Origin of the sequence: Herbaspirillum lusitanum, from assembly GCF_046025995.1 — a bacterium.
Lineage (GTDB): Bacteria > Pseudomonadota > Gammaproteobacteria > Burkholderiales > Burkholderiaceae_D > Herbaspirillum > Herbaspirillum lusitanum_A.
The window spans coordinates 551,356-564,680 of sequence record NZ_JAQQFM010000002.1; the positions used below are offsets into that span (position 1 = coordinate 551,356).

Below are 13,325 nucleotides of genomic sequence, written 5' to 3' on the forward strand. Positions count from 1 at the left end.
CCCAGAATTAATATTTTGTAGCGAGATACAGCGATGGATCACGGCGTCTTGATCGACAACCTCTGTTGTCATCGCGCATCAAATGTTACATGGAAATTTTCTCATGCGCTCAGAATAGGTGGAAATTCACCATGACACAGGTCAATCGCTGGCAATAACGCCACGCCGCCCAAAATAGATTTCCGCTTTTGTTGCCTCGCTTCGAATAGACCATGAAACGGAAGCATATTGCTGGAAGGCATGTCGTCGATAACTGTCGTAAAATCCGGGTCGCCTTAAAAGAAAAACCAACAAAATGAACAAGCAAAGCATGGAAGGCACGGGACTCATTGGGGTGAGACGTGCAGGGGAAGCCGGGCAATGCGCTGCGGCGACAATCAGGGGAGCATGCCGGCTGGCAGCGTTGTCTATGCTGTCGGGCCTGCTGCTGACGGGGTGCGCCGTGACATCCAACGGGCGGGGCGGCACGCTCATGACCGTGGATACGGTCGGCCTGTTCGGCACCGAAATGAGCCGTTTTTCGTTGCCTGACGGCTCCAGCGGCGTGCTGCGGCGTGCCCCCAATGGAGAGCTGTCGATCAAATTCGATCGCTACATGCGCGTGGTGCCGCTGCAGAACGTGACCTCCGCGCGCATCGCCCGGGTGGAAACAGTCGGGCAGCGCGCCGTGGTGGTGGTCGAAATCGCAGAGCGCAACTGCGCCTACAAGTACGAGGTGTTGTCCATCGAAGGCGGCGACGTACTGGATTGGCGGATCGGCAACTGCATGGATCGTCCACGGGTGCAGAAGAGTCTGGACGGCAGGGCGCTGACCTTCGATTTTCCGTTGTACAACCAGATTTCGCGCGTGACGTATGCGGACAAACGCATGCTCTCCGCCACCCTCCCGGTGCCGCCGGGCGTGGACGTGCGCGTCAAGCCGTTCGCCGACGAATCCCTCCAGGCCCCGCCGCCGATGGCTGGCGATGGCGCTGCCATCGGTGGGCGCTACATTCCCTTGCCGCCGCAACGCGATGACAGCACACGCACCGGCAAGGGCGGCAGCTCGCCGGAGGCGTCTTCCGAGTCGGAGCGCAAGTCGCGGCGCAAGGCTGCGCCTGCGCCCAGGCCCGCCCCGACGACACCGAAATCCTCGGCCGCCTTGCCGCCGGCCTCGCCAGCGTGGACATTCTCCGGCGAGGAGATCAAGCCAACTCCCATCGACCTGAGGTAAGGCAGCCATGACTACCGAAAACAAGCTCCAACGGGCTGTCATCAAGCAGATCCTCTTGCTGATCGCGATCACGTTCGTCTACCTGACCTTCGAGCTGGGCTTCAACGCCCGGCTGCTTGATGTGGTCGGCAGCGGCAATGTCGACGATGTGCACAATATCGAGATTTTCGGCCGCACCTTGTCCGGCATCGCCGTGGCGCTGTTCGTCTTCGGCAGGATGATGGATCGCCGTATCCGGAGCGACTACGGCAATGTTCCCTCGTTGCGACGCATCGCCCTGTTCTGTGTCATCACCATTGCGGCGGTCTTCTTTTTCATCAAGGCGCTGGTGGACGGGCTGGTCGTGTCGCGCGATACCGAGTTCCGTCGCATGGCGATGAACACGACCTTGCTGCAAAGCGCACTGATCGATGGGCGCGTGACGCTGACCGGTTTGTCCGACGACGAGAAGATTTTCGCCCGGCCCGAGGGCAAGGCCTTCCTGGCGCTGTTTCCGCTGATGGCGGTGTCGGTGAACAACCTCGAAGAGCGCATCAAGAACGAGAAGGAAATCCTGATGCGCCAGGCCGTGGCCAAGCAGATCGGGGCGGCGCAGTATTACAAGAACTATACCGAGGCCATCCGGGAAACCCACAAGAAGTGGCTGCAGTACGCGCGCATCCCCACCTCCAGCGACCAGGGGCTGCGCCAGGAGCAGGACAAGGCCTGGTCGGAATACCAGCGCAGCCTGTCGCGGCACCGCTGGACGCCCGACAGCGTTCCCGCCAATCGCCGCGCGACCGTGGTCAATAACGTGCGTCGCAAGGTGCCGGTGCCGCCGAACTGGGATCCGGCCGATGAAGCGACCTTCCGCGAGGCGGTGGAGCAGAAATACCGCCGCGCTATGGCTTCTTCTGCGCGCAGTGTGACGGTCTCGGGCGACGTGATTCCGCCTGGCCTGCCTTTCCCGGCCTTTGTGGCTCGTCCCGGCGTGCAGCGCGAACTGCGTAATACGCTGAAACTGCCGCCGTCGGCCACCGTGGCGACCAGTTATGCCACCAGCGCCGAGTTCATGCAGCTGTTCGACCAGGCCGTCGCGCTCGAGGCCCGCAAGCGGCTGGAGCGGTTCACCGCCGATGAGCGTGCCCTGAGCCCAGGCGGCATCTATTATGCGGACGCCGAAAAGGCCACCCGCGCAGCCATCGTGCCGCCGATCGCCCTGTTCTTCTCGCTGCTGGGCGCCATCACCCACTTCACCAAGCTGCTCTACCTGATCACCAAGCTGGTCATGTTGCTGGTGCGCTCGGAGGCGAAACTGCCGTGGCGTGTGGAGTGGAGCGCCAAGGGCGCCCTCGCGGTGGTATTCCTGGCAGTGATGCTGAGCCTGAACGTCACCGAAAACAGCATCACCCGCAGCGACCTGTTCGGCAGGATGATGGGTTGGATGCAGCATGGCCCGGCCCAGGCGCAGGAGGGCGGCAGCATCGGGAAGTGGGCCTTGACGCGGGCGGTGCATATCGTGGCCGTCGGGCAGGGCTACGGTTATCCGCTCAACGAGAGCATCCGAATGAATGTGTTACAAGGGCTCAATTATGGTTATCACCCGGTCAGGTAAGCGCGCAGCGGCCGTCGCATTCGCCGTGTCGTGCGCACTGGCGACGCCGGTGCAGGCGGCTTGCCTGGGCATGCAGGTGCAGGCGCACCGCGGTTCGGCCAGCGCGCCGGAAAACTCCATCAGCGGCCTGGGCGCCGGATACCAGGGCAGCTGGGATGGCGTGGAAACCGACATGCAGCAGCTCGCCGACGGCACGTGGGTGGTGCATCACGACCTGGTCACCGGCCGTACCGTGCAGGCGTCCCGCAATGTGTCCACCCACCAGCTCACCAGCCAGGATTGGCAAGCGGCCCGGCTGAAGGTCAATGGCCGCACCGTGGAAGAGGCACCGCCGTTCGTCAGCGATCTGCTGACGCTGGCGAGCCGTTTCCCGGGCAAGACGCTCAACGCCGAAATCAAGGACGCGCTGCCCAACTGCAACCCGGTGCAGGCGCTGGTGGCGCAGTTCCGGCGCGGCATGAGTCATGGCAACTGGTTCATGACCTCCGCCGTTCCCGGCAACCTGCGCTGCGCGCGCCAGGCGGATCGGGAAGGGTATCTGGGCCTGATCGTCTTTGATGTCCGCAACGCCGAGGCCGCCGTGGACAACCGCGCCAGCCGCTTCGTGGCCAGCCGGGCGCGTGCGCCCAAACTGGACCAGAACTGGCTCATGCGGGTCCAGAACGAGATCGGAATGCCGGTGGGCGTGCACGTGGACGCCCGGTCGCTGGACGCCAACCCGACCTTGCTGTCGGATGCCAGCATGATGAAGATGCCCGTGTTCGTCTACGCCGTGCAGGGCGATACAGCGCTGGCGGCAGCCGTGCGGCGCGCGCACGACCGCACGGCGCGCTGGCCCAGCGGCGTGGTCATCGATGGCGATGCAGACCAGTTCTGCCGCGACGTATCGCGCTGAAGCGTCATGAAGACGTCATGAAAAAAACACCGCCGTTTTATCCGGAATCGGTGCCTGGCTTCGAATAGGCAAGAACGAGCTGTTGCATGGTGCAGCAGCCGTCTTGAACAGGACAGGTCTTCATGAACAATACCCCTTCTTCGCTGCTGGAGCAGCTGCAAGCCGATGGCATCAGCGCAACCCTGGACGGCGATGGCGACATCAGTTTCACGCAGTACGGATTGTCTTACCTGCTGTGCCTGGATCCGGCCGATGCCCATTTCAGCGGGCTGATGCTGCCCCGGGTCTGGCAGGTGACGTCGCCCGCGCAGGTCAGCCAGGCGCTGGCGGTGATCAACGACATCAACAGTCGTCTCAAGCTGGTCAAAGGCATCATGGACAAGGGGCAGGTCAGCTTCATCATCGAGCTGTGGTTGCCCGATCCCCTGTCCTGGCGCGATTGCCTTGCGCGTGCACGCGACACACTGGTGCACGCGGTGCATTTGTTTGTCGATGCGATGGAAAATGAACCGGAAGGATTACAATCCCCGGCTGGAAACAACACTCACCAGGTCTGACCGTGGCGGATAATGTGAACAACAACGAAAAACTGGCGCGGCTGCTGAAGTCGTTTTCGTCCAGGAGTTCGGCCGATCGTGGCATGCAGGCGGCACAGCGCGAGTTTTACGATCTGCTGGTCAACGATTTGGACCGGCACGTGCTCAAGAGCGTGAAATACAACGAGGAAGTGGCCCAGGCTGCCTTGCAGAACGCCTGGCTCAAGATCTTCATGACGGCGCATACTTATGACCCGGCACTGGCCTCGGTGAAGACCTGGGCCAAGAAGATCGGCGAGCAGTGCGCCGTCGACGAGTTGCGCCGACTGTATGTCCACAAGAAGCGCATCGTGGACATCGAACAGCGGCGCGATGACGACGAAGGCAGCGACGAGGTGTCGGGGCTGGACGGTTTTTCCTGCCCCTTGCCCGGGCCGGAAGAAAAACTGCAGGGCCGCCAGTTGCAACAAGTCGTCGCGGATTGCATCGAACGCTTGCCCAATGACGGCCCGAACTATCAGTTGGCCATCAGGTTGGCACTGGACAATGAATTGAGTTACAAGGGAATGCAAGACATCCTCCAGGCACAATCGCCGCGGTATCACGACCTCAATCACGAGCGCGTGCGCGGGTGGGTGCGCAAGGCCGCGCAAGAAATGAAAGCGTGTATCCAGGAAAAACTGGGATATCACCCCGGCAAAGGAGACAGCAAATGACCGACGACCTGTCGCGCTTCCGGGCGCATTGCTTCCAGTTCGCCTGTGATAAGCTCGATGAGCAGGAGCATGCATGGATGATGGACATGCTGGCCCGTCATCCGGAGCTGCAGGTGGAGGTCGAGGCCGAGCGCGAGCTGGTGCGCCTGGCCCGGGAGGGCCTGGAAGAACGCCACCAGCCGCTGGTGTCGTTCGAGCAGATCCGCCTGGCCCTGGAGCAGCAACCCCGCCCGCGGCAACGGCCCGGCCTAGGGGAGCGACTGGTCCTTTGGTGGCAACGCCTGGCAGCCACGCCATCCGGCGCGGGCAGTCGCTGGGCGGTGGCCGCCATGGTCGTGCTGGGTGTCGCGCTGGTCTGGCAAGGTCGCCCGCAGCTGGATGGGCGCAACGATGTCATCCCGGATGAAGGCTATCGGGCCGTGACGCCGGGGCAGATCCAGGAAAAGGGCGTGCTGCAGGTGAAGTTCCGTGACGACCTGGCGATCGGCGAGATCAGCAACAAGCTGGAGGCGCTGAAGATGCGCATTCTCAGCGGCCCGGCTGCCGATGGCAGCTATCAGGTGCAGGTGAGCGAGGGCACGTTGCAAGACGCCATCGCGCAATTGAAGGCGGCTTCCCTGGTGACCTCGGCCAGCGTGATGGACATGCGCTCGCGCGAGGCCCGCTGAGGAGCGCGCTGACGCCAGGCCGGCAACTTGCCCGATTTGCCTGATCAACAACCGACGCTGCGGCGTCGGTTTTTTTTGTCCCGCGCGAGGGGCAGAGAAAAAACAGCAAAAAATCCGCAAAAAAAATAAAAAATCTCTTCCGCTTTCTCCGACTTGCTTCGAAGAGGAGGGTGTCTGCGCTTCAGTACGGGCGCTGCAACGGATCCCGCCGATGAGCGGCGATCTCCCTCACTCAATCTACCTATGGAGCAATCATGAAAAAGCGCGGCAAAGTCGTACGTGACACCCAGGCCGGCAGTGGCCTGATCTCGATCAACGGCGAGCAGTTCCCGTTCGAGCTGGAGGGCATGTGGAAGTCCGACGTGGCGCCCCGCGTGAACATGGTGGTCGATGTCGGCTTCGATGCCGGCGGCGGTGTCGAAACAGTGCAGGTCGTGCCGGAAGGCCAGCTGGCGCGTGAACAGGCCGAAGGCGCGGTGCGCGAAGCAAAGCTGCGCAGCCAGGCCCTTGGCCGCGAGCTGGCCGGCCGCTTCGGGATCGGTACGCTGGCCGGCATCGCGGCGCTGGTCTGCGGGTGGTTCCTGCTCAATACCATCGACGTGCGCATCACCAGCTCCTACAGCAATGGCCTGTCGTTCTGGAAACTGCTCGGCGCGCTCAACTCGCCCGCCGATATTGCGCAGGCCCTGAGTGGCTCCGGATCGGGCGCCGGCATCTACGGCTTCTTCGCCATCGTGGCCCTGTGCGGTCCGATGCTGCCTTTCTTCCTGCGGCATCGCCTGGCCTGGCTGGGCAATCTGGCGCCGCTGGCGTTCATGGTGCTGGTCTGCATCATCGGGTACTCCAGCCTGAGCAGCAGCATGCACCAGGCCCAGGGAATGGCGGCAGCGTTCGGCGGCGCACAGGCAGCCGCGATGGCAGCCGAAGTCGCCTCCAGCATGATGCGCGAAGTGTTGCGTGCGGTCTCGCTGGGCCTGGGCGCCTACCTGTCACTGATCGCCGGCCTCTACTTCGCCGGCCGCGGCGCGATCCAGTTCCTGTCGTCGCGTGCCTGATTTCCTGATCCCTGGCCTGTCGCCGTGCTCCGGATTGACCTGGCTGTTTTGTCTGATTTGTTTCACCGATTTGTTTCGCCTGATTCTTTTTATTGATTTGACCTGACCAAGAGGAAAATACCATGCGCCACTTCCTGATCTCCCTGATCGCTGCCACCACTTGCGCCACCGTCCTGAGCGCTTGCAACGACAACAACGCCCCGAAGAATACGCCTGCCGCCACGGCAGCCCCGACCCTGAACGACGCCACATCGGCCAAGGCCGCCGAAACGGCACGCCAGGAAGTCATCGCCAATGCCCGCGAAAAGGCCGATAAGTCCACTCCGCTGGCCAGTTACCAGCCGCTCGACAGCGGCAACCAGCTGATGTATTCCTATCTGGCGCTGGCGGGCTTGCCCATCGATTACCGCGAAATCGCGGCCAAGGTGTCGGTGGATTACGCCCGCTCCAACGACGAATTCCAGAAGAGCGACCTGCTCAAGGCCCTGCAACCCCGGATCGATGCGGCAGTCAGCGCGGCCAAGGGCAACCGCTACTTCAAGCTGGTCCTGAACAGCCCGGTGGACAAGTATGACTTCGACAAGAAAGGCTTCCCGCTCAACAGCTCGGTCTGGGAATCGGGGTCCTACCGTTATTTCAACGACAACAGCAACTATCACCTGAGCTTTACCAACGGCGACGGTTTCCACTATCTGTCGAACGTTCCTGAAGATGCGGCACGCCAGATCGAGAGCCTGCGCAGCGTCTACAACGGCCTGGACCTGGTGGTCTATTGCTTCGCCCAGGGAGCCGATCCGGCATCGCGCACCGTGAAGGCCGAGATCGTGAAGATCGCCGTGGTCGACCGCAAGGGCAACGTGCTGGCCCAGCAGTGATCGACTATCGCCACCTGCCATCTTCCATCTTCCATCTGGCAGGTGGCGATATTCAGATACAATCCTCGGCGCACAGGGGGAATCACAAAAATGAACGGAATCGTACGGGGCCAGGACCGCATGATGCGGCGTGCCATCTTGCTGGGAGCCGGCGCCATGGCGGCAGGCGTGCCGCGCTGGTTGTTGGCGCAGGCGCAGGGGATGGAGCAGGTCAGCCTGTCCATCGGCATCAACAACTACAAATCGGTGGATCGACTGGTCAATGCCGTCCCCGACGCCCGGTTGATGCATGAGACCTTTGCCCGCCTGGGCGCCCACGGCGACCTGTTTTCCAACCTCGAGACGCCCACCCTCAAGCGCGCCATCGGCGACTTCGTCGGCAAGATGAAGAACCGCAACGTTGGCATCGCCTGGTTCTTCTTCTCCGGTCACGGCGTCGTCATCGAAGGCAAGAATTTGCTGCTGGGGACCGACGTGACGATGCAATCGCCGGCGACCCTCAGGTCTTCCGGGGTTGATCTCGACTCGCTCAGGGGCATGCTGGAGCAAGTCAAACCGCGCATCGCCGTTGTCATCGTCGATGCCTGCCGCAACAATCCCTTCCAGACGCGGGGGCTAGAACGCCGTGACAAGGGCCTCGTCCCCGATGCATGGGATGGCACGCTGGTGGCCTACTCGACCGCCGAATTCACCAAGGCGCTGGATTGGTCGGACAAGAAAAATGGCCCCTATGCGACCGCACTGTCGGCAGTCTTGAGCGATCCTCATGCGCGAGACCTTGAAGACGTATTTCGCGTCGTCCAGAAGCAGGTGTTTGATGCGACCGGGAAAAAGCAGATTCCGGGTTTCTACTCTGAGCTGCGCAGCCAGGTGTGGCTGGACGCGGGTAAGGTCAGCCTGCGCAGCTTGCCGCAGACGGCACTGGCACAGCGCGGGAACTCCACGACGGGACGCTCGGTCGCCTTGCGGGCCTCTCGCGCAGACCTGGTGCTGGATGATCAGTACGAAGGCACCTCCGGCGGCGAATGGGCCACGCTGACGCACCAGCTCGAAATCGGCGCCCCGCGCATGGATGGTTTTGAAGCGGCCGACACCATCAAACGCGCAAACCAGCACAATGCCAGCGACCGCGATCTTTGCCTGGCCGGGCTGTTGCTGGAAGCCGGCGACCGCAGCCTGAATCAGGGCGTACAAAAGAATCGCGGCCTGGCCGCCAAGTTCTACGAGCGCGCCGCCATGCGCGGTTATGTTCCGGCGCAGACCTTGCTGGGCGAACTGGCCTATGAGCGCCAGGATTATGTGCAGTCCTACAAATGGCTGTCGGTGGCCGCACGCTCCGGTTACGGCCGCCCGAAGATGGACCTGGCGCAACTGACCGGAGAAGGGCGGGGCACGCCGCAGGATACGGCCAAGGCGGTGGGGATGATGATTGAGTCCGTAAAGTCGCTGCCTGAATTCAGCGGTGAGGGCCTCGAGCAGGCCAAAGAGACGGCAAAGGCCCTGCAGCAGATGTTTGGACCCACCGGCGTGAAAAAACCTTAATCCAGGACCTTGCACATGTCCCACCAGGAACCCGAATCTTCCTCTTCCATTTCCCCGGCCACTCCCTCTCCCTCTTCCCGGCACCGGGTGCTGGGTCGATTCTTTTCATCGCAGGCCATGCTGTGCCTGATCACCCTGATGGTGTTCCTGGGGCTGCTGATTGCGCTGGCGCCGGTGGGGCTGGGTTATCTGCACCAGGACAGCAAGGCCGGGCAGGGCGGCACGCGCAGCGCAGGCGCTGCACGGGATGCGGCAACCTGCAATCCGATTCTTGCCAGATTTGCCGACGATGCACCGATGGGCAAGCTGAACCAGGCGCTGGAACGACTGGATACCAGCATCGCTTTCGGCCCGAACGAGAACGGCGCCTTTGAGCTGTCGGTGACCGAGACGGGCGCGCCCGACAAGGCCGCTGCTGTCGTGGACGCCCTCAACCGTATGCCGGAGCTGGTGATCGTGGCGTCCCTGCGCGATCAATGCCTGCGTTCGCAGTGAAGCAGCTGCGCCAGCCGGTACTGGACCTGTGGGCCGGCGCGCTCACCGCCTGTGTTTTTTACGCGGAATATGTCAGCCTTGGCGCGGCGCTGGGAGACACCCTGCCGGGTCGCAGCGGCAGTGCATTGGGCGCCCTGATGGTGCTGGGCGCCGTGGTCGTCGGTTCGGTGCTGGCGATCGGGCGTCCCCGCGCCTTGCTGATCGGCCCCCGCAGCGCCTCGCTGGCGGTGCTCATTGCGGGGATGAAGTTCGCCATTGCCCAGGCCGGCATCCCCGAAGCCGGTCGTGAAATCGCACTGACGGCGTTGTTGACCATGCTCATGACGGCTGCGGCCGTGCAGTTGCTGGGGCTGCTCCCCACGGTGCAGCGCTGGATCAGTCACAGCAACGTGGCATTGCGCAAGGGGTTCATGTTCGCAACCGGCGTGGGCATCGTGGTCGGCCTGGGCACGACCCAGCTCAAGGGATGCCTGCATATCGATCCGGTGCGCACGGCCGCCGTCACGCTGGCCAGTGTGATCGCCGGGCTGACGTGGAATTCGCTGTGCAAATATCCGGGCCTGCGGCATACAGCGATGGCGCGCCTGGCGCCGCTGGCCATTCCGGTTTCCGTCGCCCTTGCCACGGCGGGCTATTACCTCTTCATCGCCAACCAGGTCTCCGGCGGCTACTGTGGCACCATCGGCAGCAGCGGCCTGCATTTTTCCCTGTTGCAGGACATCGTCATCAGCCCTTACACGCTGCATGTGGCGTGGCATCATCTTCCGCTGTGGGTCTGGCCCGCATTGATCGGTATCGGTCTGCTGCTGGGCTGCGTCATGCTGCTGGAGTCGATGACCACGCTCAGAGACAGCAAGGACGGCACTGACCGCGTGTACTGGCCGGCCCACGTCGGCGGCCTGGCCTTTACCAATGCCATCAGCGCGCTGCTGGGCTTGTCATGCAGTTGCCTGTCCACATCCCGCACCAATGCGCTGATCGAATCGCACGGCAGGACCCGCGTCGCCGTCCTGGCGCATGGCCTGGGCGTGTTATGCATCTGCCTGTTCCTGACGGGCGTGATATCCCTGTTGCCACAACTGGCCATCGCCGTGGCGCTGATGATCGTGGCCATCCAGACCATCGACGAAGAGACCCGGCGCGACGTCTGGGCCAATGGCTATTCCCCGGGTGCGCCTGTGCCCTCCCTGCATACCAGCTGGATTTTCCTGGGAATGGTCGGGGGCAGCACCCTGGCCGGAGTCGGCTTGATGCAAATGGGCTGGGGCTTCGGTGGTGGACCGCTGCTGGTGCTGGCGGTGGCGGCCCTCTTGCTACGACCGCGCGGCGAACAACAATAAAACAACAATAAAGTCGTTTTTTCTTTTCCGCTTTTGGCGTCTTCCTGCGAATAGGAAATCGAGGCTGCTTGCATCATCGCGCCGCGCCGGCATGCCCTGAAGGCAAGCCGAACCCATCATCAGGATGCACGATGGCATCGGATCGCAAACGGCGGTCACGATCGCCATCACCACTTTAGAAGGAATTCACCATGACTATGAACGCCCATGAGCTCGCACAACGTTACGTCCACGCATTGAACGCCATCGGCGTGATCGCCGACATCGATGAAGACAATGACGTGGTGTTCAAGATGCCTGGCGTCGGCCATTTCTTCATCGGGCTGGATGCCGACAACGATCCCGAATTCATGCGCCTGGTCTATCCCAACTTCGTGGGGGACAGCGACGAGGCACGGATGTTGTCGCTGCTCAACAAAGTCAATGGCGGCAAGAAGGCAGTCAAGCTGTGGATGTTCGAGCGTGAAGACGGCTTCAACGTCTCGGCCTCGATCGAGAGTTTCTTGGCTGGTGTCAACCAGGCACCCGACGCGGCATTGCTGACAAGCACGCTGGAACGTTGTATCGCATCGATTCAGTCCGGTGTCGCCATTTTCATGAAGGAAATGCGGGGTCTGGGAGAGGTGCAGCCGAACTGAGGTTCGCCACCAATGAGCTTGTAGCGCTGGTGCGCCAGTGTTTGCAGCAGTTCGCCGGCCTTGTCGCTGACGACGCGCGAGGAACAGATCGTCCAGCACTAGCAAATCGGCGTCGACCAGGGGGGGGGCGCAGCTGTTGCCGCTGTTCGGTTGTTGATTTGCATCTAAAACTGATAATCAGGGGGTGCGGACAAAATCTTGGACTACCTTGGAGGTAGTTCATGTATTCGCACGAAGACCGAATCCGAGCAGTCAAGCTCTATATCAAGCTGGGAAAACGTACAGGCCCGACCATCCGAAAGTTGGGCTATCCAACAAAGAACTCGCTGAAATGTTGGTATCAGGAATACGAGCGAAGTCTCGGCCTGCAGGTGGGCTATGCGCGCCCGCGGAAGTATTCTGATGAGCAGAAGCGACGGGCGGTTCAGCATTACCTTGATCACGATCGTTGCATTGCTTCAACCATGAAGGCACTGGGATACCCTTGCCGAGCGGTACTCACGGCTTGGATTGACGAACTGCACCCTGAGGTTCGTCCCCGCATGGTGGGACGTGCGCCGAATGTGCAGCACCCTTTGGATCTGAAGAATGCGGCTGTCATTGATTTGTGTACCAGGCAGACAAGCGCGCAGGCAATTGCTAAAAAGGTAGCGGTATGCAGGCCGACGTTGTACAACTGGAAGAATCAATTACTCGGTCGCGAGGTTCCTGCATCCATGAAAGACCAAAATCATCCACCGTCAGTATCTGATCTGACTGAGCTCGAACGGGAGGCGGAATCCCTTCGACGTGATAACCGCAAACTGAAGCTTGAGAATGATCTTTTGAAGAGGGCCAATGAACTGCTAAAAAAGACCAGGGCGTCGACCTGCAGCTCCTGAGCAACCGGGAGAAAACACTGCTGATTGACGCCCTGAAGCAGACTTATGCACTGCCAGAACTCTTTGCTGAACTGAACTTGGCGCGCAGCTCCTACTTCTATCACCGCACCCAGTTGCGAATGGCGGATAAATACGCCGATGCACGCCTTGCCATGACCGAAGTCTTTGATTGCAATCACCGCTGCTATGGTTACAGGCGAATGCGCGCAGCACTTAGCCGGCGTCATATGTACATCTCCGAGAAAGTTGTGCAACGCTTGATGAAGCAGGAGCGCCTGTTTGTTGCGGCCAACAAAAGACGCCGGTATGGGTCGTATCTGGGAGAAATCAGCCCTGCTCCGGAGAGTCTCATCAATCGAGACTTCCAGGCTGCCACTCCGAATGAGAAGTGGCTAACTGACATCACTGAGTTTCAGATCCCGGCTGGGAAGGTCTATCTCTCGCCCATGATCGACTGCTTCGATGGTCTGGTCGTCAGCTGGACTCTCGGTACACGTCCCGACTCCGACCTGGTGAACACCATGCTCGATGCTGCCATTGAGACAGTAGCCACCCAAGTGAGCAGGCCTGTGATTCACTCCGATCGCGGTACCCATTATCGCTGGCCTGGGTGGCTCTCACGCGTGCACAACGCAAAGCTGGTTCGATCAATGTCGCGCAAAGGATGCTCACCAGATAATGCCGCTTGCGAGGGTTTCTTTGGACGACTTAAAACGGAGCTGTTCTACCCAAGAAACTGGCAAGGTACTACTATCGAACAATTCATTCAGGCGGTTGACTCTTACATCCGTTGGTACAACGAGAAGCGCATCAAGATATCTCTTGGCTCACGCAGTCCCATTGAATACCGGGAGAGTCTTGGATTTACGGCATAAAC

Annotated in this window: 13 protein-coding genes; all 13 read left to right on the forward strand. The window is 61.2% G+C overall.

The features are described 5' to 3' along the window. Window positions 1–472: 472 nt before the first annotated feature. Window positions 473–1,213, forward strand: a complete 741-nt coding sequence (locus tag PQR62_RS05455; protein ID WP_408155567.1) for a hypothetical protein — start codon at window positions 473–475, stop codon at window positions 1,211–1,213. A 7-nt stretch (window positions 1,214–1,220) separates the two neighbouring features. Further along, window positions 1,221–2,807, forward strand: a complete 1,587-nt coding sequence (locus PQR62_RS05460; RefSeq protein ID WP_408155569.1) for a hypothetical protein — start codon at window positions 1,221–1,223, stop codon at window positions 2,805–2,807. Further along, window positions 2,785–3,702, forward strand: coding sequence for a glycerophosphodiester phosphodiesterase (locus PQR62_RS05465; protein WP_408155571.1), 918 nt, complete (start codon window positions 2,785–2,787; stop codon window positions 3,700–3,702). Before PQR62_RS05460 ends, PQR62_RS05465 begins: the two co-directional genes overlap by 23 nt. A 122-nt stretch (window positions 3,703–3,824) precedes the next feature. Continuing rightward, entirely contained in the window at window positions 3,825–4,259 is a 435-nt protein-coding gene (locus tag PQR62_RS05470) for a hypothetical protein (protein ID WP_408155573.1), read from the forward strand. Between the two features lie 83 nt (window positions 4,260–4,342). Continuing rightward, entirely contained in the window at window positions 4,343–4,954 is a 612-nt protein-coding gene (locus PQR62_RS05475; RefSeq protein ID WP_408155575.1) for an RNA polymerase sigma factor, read from the forward strand. Beyond that, the gene (locus tag PQR62_RS05480; RefSeq protein WP_408155577.1) at window positions 4,951–5,622 is read left to right on the forward strand and encodes a hypothetical protein; all 672 of its coding nucleotides are present in this window, start codon (window positions 4,951–4,953) and stop codon (window positions 5,620–5,622) included. The genes PQR62_RS05475 and PQR62_RS05480 overlap by 4 nt, the downstream gene beginning before the upstream one ends. Before the next feature lie 254 nt (window positions 5,623–5,876). Further along, window positions 5,877–6,677 carry a hypothetical protein gene (locus PQR62_RS05485; protein WP_408155579.1) on the forward strand — a complete coding sequence of 267 codons (801 nt, stop codon included), beginning with the start codon at window positions 5,877–5,879 and terminating at the stop codon, window positions 6,675–6,677. 122 nt (window positions 6,678–6,799) lie between these two features. After that, window positions 6,800–7,552, forward strand: a complete 753-nt coding sequence (locus tag PQR62_RS05490) for a DUF4852 domain-containing protein (RefSeq protein ID WP_408155581.1) — start codon at window positions 6,800–6,802, stop codon at window positions 7,550–7,552. Between the two features lie 90 nt (window positions 7,553–7,642). After that, complete coding sequence (locus PQR62_RS05495; RefSeq protein ID WP_408155583.1) at window positions 7,643–9,094, forward strand: caspase family protein; 1,452 nt, start codon at window positions 7,643–7,645, stop codon at window positions 9,092–9,094. Window positions 9,095–9,109: 15 nt separating this feature from the next. Next, on the forward strand, window positions 9,110–9,589 hold the full coding sequence (locus PQR62_RS05500) for a hypothetical protein (protein WP_408155585.1): 480 nt from the start codon (window positions 9,110–9,112) through the stop codon (window positions 9,587–9,589). Then, entirely contained in the window at window positions 9,571–10,929 is a 1,359-nt protein-coding gene (locus PQR62_RS05505) for a SulP family inorganic anion transporter (protein WP_408155587.1), read from the forward strand. Before PQR62_RS05500 ends, PQR62_RS05505 begins: the two co-directional genes overlap by 19 nt. Window positions 10,930–11,120: 191 nt before the next feature. Next, window positions 11,121–11,567 (forward strand): hypothetical protein, encoded by a 447-nt coding sequence (locus PQR62_RS05510; protein ID WP_408155589.1) that lies wholly within the window; start codon window positions 11,121–11,123, stop codon window positions 11,565–11,567. Window positions 11,568–11,788: 221 nt separating this feature from the next. Further along, window positions 11,789–13,323, forward strand: a protein-coding gene (locus PQR62_RS05515; RefSeq protein ID WP_408155591.1) for an IS3 family transposase whose coding sequence is annotated in 2 segments (ribosomal slippage) — window positions 11,789–12,422 and window positions 12,422–13,323 — 1,536 coding nt in all. Because the reading frame shifts where the segments join, the coding sequence is not laid out codon by codon here. Window positions 13,324–13,325 lie beyond the last annotated feature (2 nt).